The 15,306-nt window shown below is 70.4% G+C and carries 11 protein-coding genes; 7 read left to right on the top strand and 4 right to left on the bottom strand.

Going from position 1 to position 15,306, the window contains the following annotated elements; genetic code table 11:
* Nucleotides 1–386: 386 nt before the first annotated feature.
* The 4 genes from QE388_RS03780 to QE388_RS03765 all read right to left on the bottom strand — a co-directional run bounded on the left by QE388_RS03780 (nucleotide 387) and on the right by QE388_RS03765 (nucleotide 5,585).
* Nucleotides 387–1,226, bottom strand: coding sequence for a hypothetical protein (locus QE388_RS03780; protein ID WP_307383038.1), 840 nt, complete (start codon nucleotides 1,224–1,226; stop codon nucleotides 387–389).
* A gap of 78 nt (nucleotides 1,227–1,304) precedes the next feature.
* Nucleotides 1,305–1,589, bottom strand: coding sequence for a hypothetical protein (locus tag QE388_RS03775; protein ID WP_307383035.1), 285 nt, complete (start codon nucleotides 1,587–1,589; stop codon nucleotides 1,305–1,307).
* 184 nt (nucleotides 1,590–1,773) lie between these two features.
* On the bottom strand, nucleotides 1,774–4,281 hold the full coding sequence (locus QE388_RS03770) for a family 78 glycoside hydrolase catalytic domain (RefSeq protein ID WP_307383033.1): 2,508 nt from the start codon (nucleotides 4,279–4,281) through the stop codon (nucleotides 1,774–1,776).
* A complete protein-coding gene (locus tag QE388_RS03765; RefSeq protein ID WP_307383030.1) occupies nucleotides 4,278–5,585 on the bottom strand; it encodes a DUF3863 domain-containing protein in 1,308 nt (435 codons plus the stop codon). Before QE388_RS03765 ends, QE388_RS03770 begins: the two co-directional genes overlap by 4 nt.
* Before the next feature lie 179 nt (nucleotides 5,586–5,764).
* Here QE388_RS03765 and QE388_RS03760 point away from each other — a divergent pair, with 179 nt between their 5' ends.
* The 7 genes from QE388_RS03760 to QE388_RS03730 all read left to right on the top strand — a co-directional run bounded on the left by QE388_RS03760 (nucleotide 5,765) and on the right by QE388_RS03730 (nucleotide 15,183).
* Nucleotides 5,765–7,027, top strand: coding sequence for an ABC transporter substrate-binding protein (locus QE388_RS03760; RefSeq protein WP_307383028.1), 1,263 nt, complete (start codon nucleotides 5,765–5,767; stop codon nucleotides 7,025–7,027).
* A 103-nt stretch (nucleotides 7,028–7,130) separates the two neighbouring features.
* Nucleotides 7,131–7,526, top strand: a complete 396-nt coding sequence (locus QE388_RS03755; RefSeq protein ID WP_307383026.1) for a hypothetical protein — start codon at nucleotides 7,131–7,133, stop codon at nucleotides 7,524–7,526.
* A gap of 267 nt (nucleotides 7,527–7,793) precedes the next feature.
* Nucleotides 7,794–9,863, top strand: a complete 2,070-nt coding sequence (locus tag QE388_RS03750) for a DUF6259 domain-containing protein (protein ID WP_307383024.1) — start codon at nucleotides 7,794–7,796, stop codon at nucleotides 9,861–9,863.
* Nucleotides 9,860–10,849, top strand: coding sequence for a carbohydrate ABC transporter permease (locus QE388_RS03745; protein ID WP_307383022.1), 990 nt, complete (start codon nucleotides 9,860–9,862; stop codon nucleotides 10,847–10,849). The genes QE388_RS03750 and QE388_RS03745 overlap by 4 nt, the downstream gene beginning before the upstream one ends.
* Nucleotides 10,846–11,706, top strand: coding sequence for a carbohydrate ABC transporter permease (locus tag QE388_RS03740; protein ID WP_307383020.1), 861 nt, complete (start codon nucleotides 10,846–10,848; stop codon nucleotides 11,704–11,706). Before QE388_RS03745 ends, QE388_RS03740 begins: the two co-directional genes overlap by 4 nt.
* A gap of 4 nt (nucleotides 11,707–11,710) precedes the next feature.
* Nucleotides 11,711–14,476, top strand: coding sequence for a glycoside hydrolase family 2 TIM barrel-domain containing protein (locus QE388_RS03735; protein WP_307383018.1), 2,766 nt, complete (start codon nucleotides 11,711–11,713; stop codon nucleotides 14,474–14,476).
* Nucleotides 14,473–15,183 (top strand): peptidase E, encoded by a 711-nt coding sequence (locus QE388_RS03730; protein WP_307383017.1) that lies wholly within the window; start codon nucleotides 14,473–14,475, stop codon nucleotides 15,181–15,183. The genes QE388_RS03735 and QE388_RS03730 overlap by 4 nt, the downstream gene beginning before the upstream one ends.
* The last annotated feature ends 123 nt before the right edge of the window (nucleotides 15,184–15,306 follow it).

Here is a 15,306-nt window from a genome sequence, read left to right as displayed (position 1 = left end):
GGGCGCTACCGTGCGGGCGTTCCCTCGCAGGCGGTCCGGGCGCGCCACGCATAAACGCTGTTCGCGCGCATAAACGCGCTCTCCCCGTGTTTATGCGAGTGGATCGCGTTTATGGATGCGCCGCCGCGCCGCCCCGCGCCCGCCGCGCCGCGCCGCCCCGCGCCCGCCGCGCGCATCCGCCACCCCGTCGCGCCGCTCCGCGCGCTCGCGCGCAGGCGCTTCCGCACCACGCATAAACGCTGTTTGCGCGCATAAACGCGCTCTCCCCGTGTTTATGCGAGTGGATCGCGTTTATGGGCGACCCGCCGCGCCGCCCCGCGCCCGCCGCGCCGCGCCGCGCCGCCCCGCGCCGCGCGCGCCGGGGTCCCCCGCCGCCCCGCTCCGCGTCACTCCAGGAACGCCACCGGAAGCGCGGCGACCGGCAGACCCGAGTCGGCGATCAGCCGCTCGATCGCGTCGTGCTGCGCGTCGGGGGCGGTCACCTGCACCTTTTCGACGCCGTCGATCGGCGTTCCGCCGCCCCCGAACGCGAAGTACGTGACGTCGTGCTCGTCGATGAGCGTCGTGAGCAGGGCGTGGTACCCCGCGGCTTCGCCGGGGCCGATCTCCACGCCGAGCCGTGGACCCGAGACCTCGACCGGCATCTCGGGATCGACTCCCGCGGCCGCGCGCAGCGTGTCGGCGTGAGCGACGAGGGGGAGGAGCTGCGCCCCGACCTCGTCGGGGCGCCCGTCGAGCGACGAGAGTGCGAAGCGCTCGGCATCCCAGATCGCCGCTTGAATGACGCTCCCCGGGGCGACCCGGAAGATCTCGGATGCCACGGCCTCCAGGTCGAACCCGAACTCGGGGCATCCCCGCACGGCGTCGGCGTACGCCGAGACCCGGGTGGCTCCGGCGCCTTCGAGGTCGAAGCCCCACTCGACGGCATCCGGATAGGCGGTGTCGCAGGCGATCTCGCGGATCTCCGGGAACGCGGATGCATCGGCCGTGACCTGCACCCAGGACGAGGGATTCGCGAACAGCGGCGCCTCGACCCAGCGCTGCTTCTGCACGTCGGACACCCCGGGAACGGCCGCGATCTCCGCGGTCAGCGCGTCGAACGCGGGTTCGGGCCGGTCGAAGCGCGTCTCGTCGATCATCCAGCCGAACACCACCACGGCAGCGCCGCCGACGGCGATCGCCCCCACGACGGCGGCGGCGATCCCGATGCGGGCACGTGTGGTCATCGGCATCCGTCGACCTCCCTGTCGTCTCGGGACGACCCTCACACGGGCGGGTGAACGCGGGGCGAACGCGCCGCTGCCTCAGGCTCCCGCTGTCGCTTCGTCACCGCGCGAGCGTGCGCGGCGGACGAAGAGCACTCCCGCGCGAAGCGCTGCGCCGACCGCGAGCAGGATCAGGACCACGGATGCCACGAGGCCCGCGACGATCACGACGAAACCGCCGGGCCGCTCGTCGTAGTAGTACGTGGAGTACTGCTCATCCCACACGAGGAACTCGGCCCCGTACGCCATCGCGCCGTTGTACACGACGGGGACCAGCAGCAGCAGAAGGGCGCTCAGACCGGCCCACGCAAGAGGCTTCGACATGGCCGACACCGTAGCGCCGTTCGGTGTCCGTCGGGTGAACCGCGAGAGGGCAGCGCACCGCACGCATAAACGCGATCCACGCCGATAAACGCGAGCAGAGCGTGTTTCTGTGCGCGGATCGCGTTTATGCCCGAGTGGGCCCCCGCAGGCTGCGGATCGCCGCGCCCCCAGCCCAGCCCCGCCCTCAGTCCAGCGCCACCCGCACCTCGTGCCTCCCCGCCTCGACCCGGCGGCGGAGTCCCGGCAGCTCAATCTCGGCGCGCACGCCGATCGGAACCTCGCACGACAGCGTCACCGCGCCGTCCTCGACCAGCCACTGCACCGACAGCTCGCCGTACGGCGTCCGTACGGCAGCCGAGGCCGACGACAGTGCCGTCCCGAGGACGCTCGGAGCGATCCGCGCCTCGCGCCACCCCGGCGAGACCGCTCGCAGCCCGGCCACGTCGGCGTAGAACCAGTCCTCGACCGTGCCCAGGAAGTAGTGGCCGCGCGAGCGCGACTCCTCCTTCCAGTGCTCCCAGAGCGAGGTCGCGCCCTGCTCGACCCAGAAGCCCCAGCTCGGGAACGTCGTCTGCAGCGCCACCCCGACCGCGACGTCGGCGTGGCCGAAACGTGTGAGCTGGGGGAGCAGGTGCTTGGTCGCGAGCGCACCCGTCGACAGGTGGTGTCCGCGGTCGACCACGTCGGCGGCCAGGCGGTCGGCCGCGCGCTGGCGGTCCCCGGCGGGAAGGATGTCGAAGGCCAGGGCAAGAGTCGTGTGGGCCTGGCGATACCCGGCGTCGCCCCGTCCGCGCACCTCGGCGGTCTCGGCATCCCAGAACTCGCCTAAGAAGGCGTCGCGCGAGCGTGCGGCGGCGGCCTCCCACTCGCCCGGATCCTCGCCCAGCACACGCGCGATCGCGGCCGCCGTGTCGCACATCGCGATGACGAACGCCGTGGCCGCGATGCGGGTGTCCTCCGGCGCGTTCCCGCCGCCCGGGTCGGTCTCGGGGCTCACCCAGTCGCCGAGGGTGGTGTCGAAGAGACCGTCGACTCCCCGCTCGAGCTCGAAGCGCAGGTAGTCACGCGCGTCGGGCCACACGTCGGCGAGCACCCGCTCGTCGCCGCGCAGCTGGTAGATGTCCCACGGAACGAGCAGCAGGGCGGAGTGCCAGGTCGGCGCGGGCGTCCAGTCCATGCTCCACCCGCCGTGCGGGGCGATCACCTCGGGGGCTCCCTGCCCGTGGCGGGATGCCGCGATGTCGTCGACCCACTTCGCCAGCAACTCGTGCGTGTCGAGGTTGAGAAGCATCATGCGGGCGCCGACCATGCCGTCGCCGGTCCACCCGTTCTTCTCGTACTTCGGCGTATCGGTCGGAATGCCGTGCAGATTGTTGAGGATCGTCCGCACCGTGAGCTCGTGCAGGGTGTTCAGCATCGGCGACGACGACTCGAAGCGGCCCGTGCGCTCCGCGCGCGTGTGGACCACCCGAGCGCGAAGGGTGGGCAGGGACCGGGCGCGCACCTCGACGTGCTGGAACCCGTGCCAGGTGAATCGTGGATGCCACCGCAGCGGCCGATCCGCGAGGATCACGCGATCGGTCTGGAAGCGGCCGTCGAAGTAGCCCTTCTCGTCGTCGGAGTTCGGCGTCCCGTCGGCGCGGAGGGTCTCGCCGAAGCGCAGCTCGATCTCGGCTCCAGGGTCGGCCTCCGCGTCGACCTCGACCCAGCCAGCGATGACCCGGGCAAAAGAGACCACCCAGCGCCCGTCGGACAGCTCGGTCACGTGCGTCGGCTCGAGCGTCTCACCGTCGACGATCGGAGGCTGACGCTGCGGCACGGGGACGCCGCGCGGCCCCTCGACTTCACGGACCGCGGCCCAGGCGCTGTCATCGAATCCGGCGGTGCTCCACCCCGGCTGCTCGAGACGCGCGTCGTAGTCCTCGCCGGCGTAGAGATCGTCGAAGCGGGTCGGACCCGCAATGGTGGTCCACGCGGGGCCGCTCACGACGACGTGCTCGCCGCGGTCGTCGCGCCACACCAGCAGCACACGCGCCGAGGGGTCGGCGTGCCAGGGCGCGGTCTCCCAGTTCCAGGTGTTGCGGCCGCGCATGCCGTAGAAGCCGCGACCGAGTTCGACGCCGATCGCGTGGCGACCGGGGGTCATCCGTTCGGTGACGTCGACGACCGTGTACTGCGCGCTCACCTCGTAGTCGGTGAAGCCGGGCCCGAGAACGCTGTCGTCGGGGGCGATGCCGTCGATCTCGACGCGGGCGAGACCACCCGCCCCGATCACGAGATACGCCTCGTCGGGGGTGGCATCCACCTCGAACTCGGTGCGCAGCAGCGGAGCGGCCGCGCCGTCGTCCGCGGCACCGATGAAGGTCGCGCCGCGCCAGTCGCCGTCGGTGACGGCGGTGACGAACGTTCCCGTCGCGACCGCGTCGCCGGCGGTCGTGGTGACCACCACCGTCCACTCGTGGCGGCGGAGCGGGGCGAGCGGAGCCCCCTCGTAGGCGATGTCGACGCTGCGGTCGGACGCGACGGGTCCGCTCCGCCACCGCGTCTCGGTGCCGGTGCGCACGCTCAGGCGGTAGGAGAGCTGCCGGACGCCGTCGATGTCGGAGCGCAAAGTCCAGCCGAAGCGGGGCGATGTGGGGACGCCGACCGGGTCGACGGCGTGCTCGACGGTGAGGTCGGTGACGGAGATCATGCGGCGTCTCGCAGTTCGCGGAGTTCGGGGGCATCGCCCCAGTGGCGGTCGAGGGCGGCGTCGACGTCGGCATGCTGCGCGAGGAAGGCGGCCAGGGCCACCGGTCGGTCCTGCGGGCGCGTCTGCTTCTGGTTGATCTCGCCGAGCAGGCTCCACCGTCGGTCGCCGCGCTCCGCGGGCTCGGCGAAAGCACCGGCGTAGGACGTGTAGTCGAACACCTCGACCGTGTCGCCGACCTGAACGATGCCGAGGCGGAAGTCGGCGCACATGAACCACGTCACCGTCTCTCCCGCGCGCGACGCCTGCACGCCGCTGCCGCTCTGCTGCAGGAGGTAGGCGAGGTCCTCGTTGTCGGCGTGCCGGGCGCGCCACTCGTCGCCGAATCGGCTGATCGTGGTCACTTCGAGATCGTTCCACCGCTCGCGGAGGCCTCCGAGCCAGCCCGCCCAGGCGTCGAGCGTGGTGGGGTCGTGCGCGAGCCCGCGCGCGACCTCGCTGATCTCGTAGTTCACCGTGAGCCACCCGAGGCCGTTGCGCGCGACGTTGCGCTCGTTCAGGTGGGCCTCGCTGGTGGCATCCAGTTCTCTCAGCGCCTCGGCGCGCGGCAGGCGGTGCAGCGTCTCGATCGGCCCCAGGCCCAGTCGGGAGTTGTAATCGGACGACATGCCGGCGGTGCGCGCGGCGACGAGGTCGACCGTCCAGCCGTCGAGCTGCACCGCGTCGATGCGATCGTCGCCGCGGCCGGGCACGAGGAAGTGGTTCCGGGAGGGGTAGTAGGGGTACGCGAGCGAGCCGTCTCCGTCTTGCAGATCGATGTCGAACTGGCTCCAGATGTTGCCCTGGACGGTCCGGATGCCGAGATCGCGCGCTCCCGCGATGTTCGCGGCCGAGAGGAACCCGGCGACCAGCGCCGTGGTCGGGCGGTCGAAGTGGGTGTGGAGCAGGTCGACCGCGTCGGAGATGTCGCGGGCGACCTCGTCGCGGGTTCCGTAGAGGTTGGCGAAGAAGCCGCCGGGGACGAAGGTGATGTCGTCGCCGTGCTCGGCCGCGAGGCGCGCGAGCGTGCGGCGGATGTCGCGGTAGCGCGGGGAGTCGTCGGTCAGAGCGCCCCACGAGAGGGCCCACGTCAGAGAGGCGTCGGGGACCGCACTGCGCACGGCGTCGGAAAAGCGCTCGACGAGGGCTGCGGAGTGGAGTTCGGTCTCGTCTTCCCAGAGGGAGGTGTCTCTCGTCGCCTCGATCTGGTGGCGGCGGACGATGGTGTTGATGGTCAGTCGTCGGCCGAGTGGCGGGCGTGTCTGCATGGGGCCTCACCCTATCCGCCGACGCACGCGCCTGCGTAGTTCCACTAGCAATATTCGCAGGATGGGGCACCGTTGCGCATTCGATATGGGCGAATGAACCGATTTTGTGTAGTCTTGCTACCGACACCACGTTCCGCGGAAAGAGCCGCGCGACGATCGACGGAGATGAGGGAGTGGCCATGACGAAGTGGCTGAAGCACACGGCGGTAGCGGCGGTCGCGTTGACCACCGTAGGCGCGCTGAGCGGCTGCGCGGGAGGCGCCGGCGGCGGTCCCACCGAGCTCAGCTTCCTGATGTGGGGAGACGGCGGCGACACGCAGAAGGCGTACGAAGACGTCATCACCGAGTTCGAGGCGGCGAACCCCGACATCACGATCAACGCCGAGTTCTTCAACACGAACGACTACGACAACATCCTCAAGACCCGCCTCTCCGGTGGGGCCGGTCCCGACATCTACGGTTTCGACCTCGGCAACATCGACACCTTCGTCGCCGACGGTTTCGCGGCCGACCTCTCCCAGGGTGGTGAGAGCTACCTGTCGAAGCTCACTCCCGAGGCTGCGAAAGACAGCCAGCGCGCCGGCGGCACCTACAACCTGCCGATCTCGCTCTCGGGCAACGGCATCATCTACAACAAGGCGCTGTTCGAGAAGGCGGGTATCGACGCTCCGCCCACGACCTACACCGAACTGCTGGCCGACTCCAAGAAGCTCTCGGACGCCGGGGTCATCCCCTTCGCGATGAGCGCGCAGGACAACTGGTGGCCGCAGTTCATCGTGTACTACGCCCTCGCCGAGCACGGCGCGAACGAAGAGCTCGGCGCCGAGATGGCCGCGGGCAAGACGACCTTCTCCGACAGCAAGGCCTGGGCCGAGTCGCTCGACGTCGTCAAGGAGCTCACGCCGTACTACATGCCCAACCCGGTCGGCACGAGCCAGACCGCTGCGCAGTCGGCGTTCCTCGGCGGGCAGGCGGCGATGTTCCCCGCGACGTGGATCCTGTCCGACGCGCGCGAGGCGGGCCTCGACCTCGGCTACATGAACTTCCCGACCGTCGACAAGCCGTCCGATGACATCTGGGGCACGTACCAGGTGCGGTTCGGCCTGAACCCGAACAACGGGGATGCCAAGCTCGCCGCCTCGCAGAAGTTCCTCGACTTCTTCCTCCAGGACGACACCTACAAGGCGTTCCTCGACAAGGTGAAGCTGTTCCCGACCACCAAGGACGTCGAGATCGGCGCTGACGTCGACCCGCTCTTCCCCGAGATGCAGGCCGCGTGGGAGGGCAAGACCTTCGTCGCCGCGTTCTCGCCCACCGACCCGAGCATCCAGGACGCTCTCCTGGTCGGGCTGCAGAACATCATCAGCGGACAGAAGAGCACCGAGCAGGTGCTGGGCGACCTCGACGCCGCCCTCGCGCAGTACCGCGCCAACAACGGTTGACCCCTTCGAACCGCCTCGCTCGGGAGCGCCCGGGCGAGGCGGTTCCCTTTTCGAAAGACGGATCCTCTCCGACGCGCGTGCCGCGGGGGTGGAGCCGGGCTACATGAACTTCCCCACGCTCGATGCCGATGTGGCCGACATGTGGGGAAGCTACCTGGTGGCATGGGGGATCAACCCCGGCAACGACCGGGTCGAGGCGGCCGAGAGCTTCATCGACTTCTTCTTCCAGGATGAGGTGTACACCGACTTCCTCACCACGGTGAAGGCGTTCCCCACGACCGGGGGCATCGACGTCTCGGCGAACGACCCGCTCTTCCCCGACATGGTCGCGGCGTGGGAGGGCAAGACCTTCCGCCCCGTCGTGATCCCCGCGCACCCGCAGCTGCAGGAGACGCTCCTCGTGGGGATGCAGAACCTCATCGCCGGGCGCAGCGACGTCGCCGCGGTGATCACCGAGCTCGACGCGACGCTCGCCGAGGTCCGCGCGAACGCCGACTGAGGCGCGACGGGTCGCCTGCCGCGTCGGTGGCCCGTGGCATCCCTCCCCGTTATTCCGGGTTTGGGGCGTGTTTCTCCGTTCGGGGCGAGTAGTTCCCGCCCCGAACGGCAGAACACGCCCCACGCGCGCGGTGGGGGCCGGATGCCACCGCGTGGGCGGTAGCGCAGCTACGCGAAACAGCTGCGCCAGCGAGGGATTCCGGATCCGCAGCGGCAGGATCGACCAGAAGATGTAGTATGGCTACACGACGAGAACGAGGATGTGCTTGTGACCTCCCTGCTGACGATCACCGACGATCGCACCACCGCGACGTTCGACCCCGAGACGGGCGGACTGCTCGCGCTCGACGGCCCGGAGACCGGGCTCGCGCCCCTCTCCGGCGGGCGCCCGTCGCTGTTCGTGGTCGAGATTCCGCGGGGCGGCGACCGCACGGTCGTCGTCGAGACGGGTGCGCAGACGCTGACGAACGTCGAGCGCGAGGGCGACGACGCGCTGCGCCTGGTGTGGCGCGATCCCGTGACCTCCGCCGGCGAGCGGCTCACCGGCGAGATCGTCGTCGGTGCGCGCGTGCGTGACGGGGGCCTGCGGCTGTCGCTGTCGTTCCGCCTCGACCAGGGCGGCGTGGAGGCCGTGCGCTTCCCCTCGCTCGGCGGCATCCGTCCGGTCGAGGGCACGCTCGAACTCCGCGGCGTCGATTACTCCACGGGCACGCGCGTGTCGCTGCTGCCGGTGTTCGACTCCAACGCCCCGTACTGGGGAACGTTGTACCCCGACTACGCCAGCGGCAACCTGCGCCCCGAGCTGGTGGGCACGCCGACATCGCCCTTCGTGGTGCTCGCGAGCGAGACCGGGGGGATCACGGTGCAGCCAGCCGCGCGTACCCTCGAGTTCATCGGGTGGCGGGCGAGCCTCGTGCCCGGCTTCGCCGACAGTCTGCGTCGCACCGCGGCGGAGGATGCGGCCGTGACCCTCGACGCCATCCACTTCCCTGCGGCAGACGGGTCCGCCGCCGAGCTGCCCGAGATGGCCGTCGTCCCGTTCGCGGGGGAGTGGGAGCGCGGTCTCGACGCGTACCTTCCGACGCAGGATCCGACGCGGCGGAGCGCGGCATCCTGGCTCCGCGAGCCCCGCTCGTGGCTGCAGGTGCAGCTCATGTCGACCGAGGGCGAACCCCGGTACGACTTCGACGCGCTCGTCGACATCATCGAGGAGTGCGCGCGCGAGGGCATCGGCGCGATCCAGATCGTCGGGTGGAACGAGGGCGGCCAGGACGGTCTCGTGCCTCAGCACCGGCCCGCCGAGAAGCTCGGCGGCGAGGAGGGCCTGCGCCGCGCCCTCGATCGCGCGCGCGAGCTCGACGTCGCCACCGTGCTGTACGTGAAGTACGTGTGGGTCGAGAAGCCCGGACCGCTCTGGGACGAGCTCGAGTCCTTCGTCTCGCGCGACCCGAACGGCCAGCCGTACGCCCAGCCCGGCCCGGTGTACCACTCGTCGCGCAAGCGCTACGGCATCAACACCCCCTGGTACGTGCCGCTGTGCTTCGGCGTCGAGGCGCTGCGCCGGCGCTTCGCCGACGAGGTCGCCGAGATGGCCGCGTGGGGGGCCGATGGCATCCTGGCCGATGAGTCGCTGTATCACGGTCGCGCTCTGCTGTGCTTCGCCGACGATCACGGCCACCCCGTGGGTGCCAGCGCGTTCACGTGGGATGCCGATTTCGTCGAGGACATCCGCGCAGGGCTCGGCGACCGCGCCGACACGTTCGTCATCGCCGCCGAGGGCGCGTACGACGACCAGTTCGCGCACTACGACGTGTCGTACTTCCGCAGTGCCTCGCCGACGCACCGCCCGCTCGGTCGCCAGCTGCGCCCCGACGCCCGCATCGTGACCGCCCTCACCGGGTTCGACGACCGCTCGATGATCGCGCAGTGCCTCCTCTACGGGTACGCGATCAGCCTGGAGCCCTACAACTTCAAGGGCCGGCCGGGTGACATGCCCGCGACCGTCTCGCTCGCCCGACAGGCCGATGCCCTGCGCGATCGCCACCGCGACCGCCTGTGGAACGGGCGCCTCGTCGTCGATCACGACGTCGTCGCCCTCCGTCCGGACGGTTCCGTCCACGACCTCCTCACCGTGTGGGAGGGGGACGACGGTGGCCGCGCCCTCGTCGTGGCCAACTATCGCGACGAGGTGCTCTCCCTGCATCTGCCCGGCCTCGGCGATGCCGAGACCGACGACCTCGACGGGCTTCGCGCGCCGGTCTCGGACGGGCGCATCGACGTGCCCGCCCGGAGCGCGACCGTCGTCACCCCCTCTCTCGACTCGATTGGATCGCTATGAGTAGCACACGCGTCGAGGACCCGCGGGTCCTCGCCCTGGACGACCCCACCGCCACCCAGGCGGTGACGACGCGCTCGCTGAAGGCGCGCTTGTGGACCGGCCGATCGACCGCGGGCACCTTCTGGATCGCCGTCGCTCCCGCGCTGATCCTCTACACCGTCTTCACGGTGTACCCGATGGGACAGGTGATCGTCGCGAGCTTCACCGACGCCCGCGGGTTCAACCGCGCGTGGGACTTCGTCGGTGCCGACAACTTCGTGCGCATCTTCTCGGGCGACCCCGTGCTCATGGAGGCGATCGGCAACACCGCGATCTACGGGTTCTTCAAGATCGTCGTGCAGACGATCCTGGCGTTCCTCATCGCCGTGCTCCTGCACCGCCAGCTCCGGCTCGGCAACATCTACCGCGCGATCTTCTTCGCACCGATGGTCATCTCCCCCGTGGCGATCGTGTTCACGTGGAGCTTCATGTACGACCCGACCACGGGAACGTTCAACACGCTGCTGCGCAGCATCGGGCTCGGCGGTCTCGCGCAGGACTGGCTCGGCAACTACGACCTCGCCCTGTACAGCGTGATCCTCGTCGACCTGTGGAGCGGTCTCGGCTTCAACGTCGTCATCTTCCTCGCGGGACTCTCGACGATCCCGGGCGAGATCCTCGAGGCGGCCAAAGTCGACGGTGCACGCGGGTGGAAAGCGATGCGCTTCATCACGATCCCGCTCATGATCCCCTCGATCGGACTCGTGCTCGTGCTGTCGATCAACGGTGCCCTGAGGGCCTTCGACACCGTCTACCTGATGACGAGAGGGGGACCGGGCAACTCGACCCAGCTGTTCATGACGCAGGTGTTCCAGGAGGGCCTGGTCAACAACAACTTCGGCTACGCCTCGGCCATGGCCGTGCTCGTGCTGATCGTGCTGATCGGGATCGCCGCCGTGCAGAACAGACTCAACAACCGCGTCGCCGCCGAGGAGGGCAACCGATGAGCACGCACGCCACCCCCCGCGTGAACACGCGGTCCCTTCTCCGCCTGGCCCGCCGCATCCCGATCAACCTGCTGCTGATCGTGCTCAGCATCGCGATGATCTACCCGATCGTCATCATCGTCATCACGGCGTTCAAGCCGAACCTCGAGGTGCTGACGAACCCCACCGGCCTTCCCCAGGCGCCGACCTTCGACAACTTCGTCACCTCGTGGAAGGATGCCGGGTTCACCAACCTCTTCTTCAACTCGGTGCTGCTGACGGTCACGAGCATGACGGTCGCCACCTTCGTCGCGGCCCTCGCGTCGTACGCGATCGTGCGCCAGGCCACGCGCATCGGCTCGGGCGTGTACCTGCTGCTCGCGGCGGGCATCTTCCTGCCGATGCAGCTCGCGCTCGTGCCGCAGTTCCGCGTGGTCCGTGACCTCGGCCTCATCAACAACTACGCCGGGGTCATCCTCATCTACATCGCGGGTGCGCTGCCCTTCGGCGTCTTCCTCATGGCGGCCTTCATGCGCCAGGTGCCGAAGGAGATCGTCGAAGCCGCGGTCATCGACGGCGCGGGCTACTTCACCCTCTTCCGCCGCATCTTCCTCCCGCTCGCCCGCCCCGCGATCGCGACCTTCTGGGTGCTGCAGGGCGTGGGCGTCTGGAACGACTACCTCGTCCCGCAGCTGCTGCTCACCGACCCCTCGAAGCGGACTCTGACCACCGGCGTGCTCTACTTCAAGGCGCAGTACCTCGCCGACTGGGGCAACATCATGGCCGCGGTGCTCATCATGAGCCTGCCGATCCTGCTGCTGTTCGTCTTCGCGCAGCGCTTCTTCGTCAGTGGCCTCTACGCCGGGGCGGTGAAGTGAGGGCATGAGCTCGCTCGACGATCGCGAGCGGGCGCAGTCGCTCGCCTCGCCGCTGTTCGGCGACCGGTGGGTGCGGGAGCACGCGACGCTTCCGGTGCTGGAGGTCGTCCCGGCATCCGTTCTTGACGGAGTCGGGCGAGCCCCGGATGCCGGGGCCCCGGCGCCGGCGACGGACGCACCGCCCACGCGCGAGACGGTCTCCCTCGACGGAGAATGGCTGCTCGCCGGCGCTCCCGCCGGCCGCGAGTTCGCGATCGAACGCTGGTTCGGCGGGCAGGCCCCTCCCGCGCCCGTGGGCTGGCACCGCCCCGACACCGACCGCTCGTCGTGGATCCGCGCGACCGTTCCGGGGACGGTTCAGGCCGCCCTCACCGCGGCGGGCGAGATCCCCGACCCGCTCCTCCACGACCACACGCACGCCGAGCTCACCGAGCACGGTGTGCCGCGAGAGTGGCCGTGGTACTTCCGTCGCACCCGCGTCGAGGAGCAGCAGTGGTGGTACGCCCGGCGTTTCGACGTGCCGGCCGAGTGGCGCGGGGATCGGGTGCGCCTGGCTTTCGACGGCGTCGATGACGCAGCATCCTTCTGGCTCAACGGCGAGCCGATCGCCCGGCACACCGGCATGTACGGCGGACCCGACATCGACGTGACGGCCCTGCTGCGCGGCGACGGCACCGACGAGATCGTCGTCCGCATCGACACGCCCCCGCGCGACTGGCACGGCGTGCTCAAGCCCTCGCCGGGGTGGGGGTGGCACTACGGCCACCTCATCTCGATCGGGATCTGGCGCGGCGTGCGCCTGGAACGGGTGCCCGACCTCGAGCTCGACGACCTGTTCGTCTCGACGGTGCACGCCGCCGAGGTGGCGGCGCGGATCCGGGTGCAGTGGGACCTGATCGCGCACACCGACGGCGGTCCCGCTCCGACGCGCGTCCGCGTGCTCGACCCCGAGGGCGCCGTCGTCGCCGACGTGACGGCGGAGACCGTGGCATCCCGAGGCACGTCCCGGCACGCGATCGAGATCGACGTCCCCGGCGCCCGGCTGTGGTGGCCGTTCGGCTACGGCGCGCAGCCGTTGTACCGCGTCGAGGCGAGCGTTGACGGGTCATCGCGCTCGACGAGTGTCGGCATCCGCACCGTCGAGATGCGGGCGCTGCCCGAGGTGTCGGGCGACGACGTCTACGACTGGCAGTTCGTGGTCAACGGGCGTCCGCTCTTCCTCAAGGGCGCGAACTGGTGCTTCACCGACCCGATGGCCCGACGCGGGTTCGATGTCGACCGACACATCCTCGACCTGTGCGTGCGTGCGAACCTCCAGATGCTCCGGGCGTGGGGCGGCGGGACGATCGAGAGCGACGCGTTCTACGACGAGTGCGACCGCCGCGGCATCCTGGTGCTGCAGGAGTTCCCGCTTTCGTTCGGACTCGACGCCACGGGAGCCACCCTCGCCGTCGTCGACGAGCAGGCGTCGCGGATCGTCCGGCGTCTGCGCACCCACCCGTCCCTGGTGATGTGGGGCGGCGGCAACGAGAACCCCGAGACCGTCTCGGGCGACGACCTGCTCACCGTGATCGGCACGCGCGTGCGGCAGTACGACCCGACGCGGCCTTTCCACCGCACCGACCCGTGGGGCGGGAGCGAGCACTACTACGGCGTCTATCACGAGGGGCAGCCGGTCGAGGCGTACGCGACGCACGTGCCGCCGGTGTTCGGCGAGTACGGGCTGTCGAGTCAGTGCGACCTCGACAGCATGGCGCGCTTCCTCGACCCCGCGCTGCTGGAGCAGTGGCCGCCGCCCGCGCACGGCGCGATCCTGCAGCACCAGGCGCAGTTCTCGCTGTTCGACCTCTTCAAGCAGGCGCGCTACGCGCACTACGGACCCCTCACCGACTGGGCGACGTTCGTGGAGTACTCGCAGCTCGCGCAGGGCGACGCGTTGCGCTTCGCCTCGGAGCGCCTGCGCGCGCACGCCGGCACGCGCACCTCGGCGTACTGGTTCTACAAGGTCGGCGAGGTGTTCCCGGGCGCCTCGTGGGCGATCGTCGACTACTACGGCCGGGCGAAGCTGTCGTACTACCGCGCGCGCCAGTTCGGCGCGGCACGCTCGGCGTTCGCGGTGTACGAGCGCACGTCGCTCGGCGCGGGCGAGACGTTCTCGGCCGAGGTGCACGCGGCGAACGACACGCCCTCGGGGCTGACCGGTTCGGTGAACGCCCGCCTCTACGACGCCCGGTTCGGCGTGATCGCCGAGCGGGCGGCATCCGTGGATCTGGATGCCGACTCCCACGCCCTCGCGTTCACGCTCGGGGCTGAGGTTCCTGCCGACGAGGTGCTCGTCCTGGCGGTGTACCTTCGCGACGCACGCGGCGAGCTCCTCTCGTCGGCCTGGTACGCGATCAACGCGCAGCCGAAGAGCGCGGAGGTCGCGGCCCTCGAGGCCGAGCCGCTCGACAGCCTGACCGACCGGCCGATCGAGGAACTGCTCGCCCCCTACGCCACGGGCCCCGCGCCGCTGAAGGAGCAGCCCCGCACGCGTCTGGAAGCGCGGTTCTCCGACGGGGTGCTGCGCGTGCGCAATGTCGGCGCGGTGCCCGCGCCGATCGTGCTCGTCGACGGATTCCCGACGGCGCCGGGCGCGTGGCTCGACGACAACGCCTTCGGCCTCGAACCCGGCGAGGAGCGTCTCGTCGCGTTCGATCTGGCGGGGGCGTCGTGGGACGACCCGCGCGTGCGGGCGTGGAACGCGGATGCCGTGGCGGTGACGTTGTGACGGTGCCCCGCATCCTCGCGACCTGCGGCGGGTGGGCCGACGCCTCGTGGGGCGACCTGGCCTTCGGCCCGCTGCTCCGGCACGCGCTCGATCTCACCGGCGTCGAGGGGCGCCCTCGGATCGTGTTCCTCGGCACCGCGGGCGGCGACCAGCGCATCGACGAAGGCCGCGAGCTCGCCGCGGCGATGGCGGCGGGCGTGGATGCCGTGCACCTGCGCCTCTTCGGACGCACGGTGCTCGACCTGGCCGAGGTTGTGCAGTCCGCAGACCTCGTGTGGACGGGCGGCGGCAGTGTGGTGAACCTCCTCGCGGTGTGGCGCGCCCATGGTCTCGACACCGTCCTGCGCGCGGCGTGGGAGAGCGGCATCCTGCTCGCCGGGACCTCGGCGGGCGCCCTGTGCTGGCACGCCGGCGGCCCCACCTCGGGCTTCGGTGAGGTGCGCACCATCACCGATGGCCTCGGGTTCATCCCCGGGTCGCTCGGGGTGCACTACGACTCGCAAGTCGAGCGACGGCCGGCGCTGCACCGCGCGATCGCCGAGGGCACGCTCCCCGGCGGCTTCGGCCTCGACGAGGGCACCGGGGTGCTCTACGAGGGGACCCGCGCGGTGGACTTCGTCACCGAGCTGCCCGGGGGCGCGGTGCATCGCGTTAATCGCGTCGGCGACGGGGCGGTCGAGGAGGCCGTGCCGACGCGGGTACTGTGACGCGCCGATCGCTGCGTCGAGAACAGGGAACGCTGCGAAAACAGGGCGTCTGCGCGCGGTGCGGCCTGTTTTCGTGGCATCCCCTGTTCTGGTGACGTCGGCGGGGACGCCGGTGTCCGGCCG

This window comes from Microbacterium sp. SORGH_AS_0969 (genome assembly GCF_030818255.1).
Taxonomy (GTDB): Bacteria; Actinomycetota; Actinomycetes; order Actinomycetales; family Microbacteriaceae; genus Microbacterium.
Note: the sequence above shows the minus strand (reverse complement) of the source record. Positions and strands in the feature narration are given on the sequence as shown.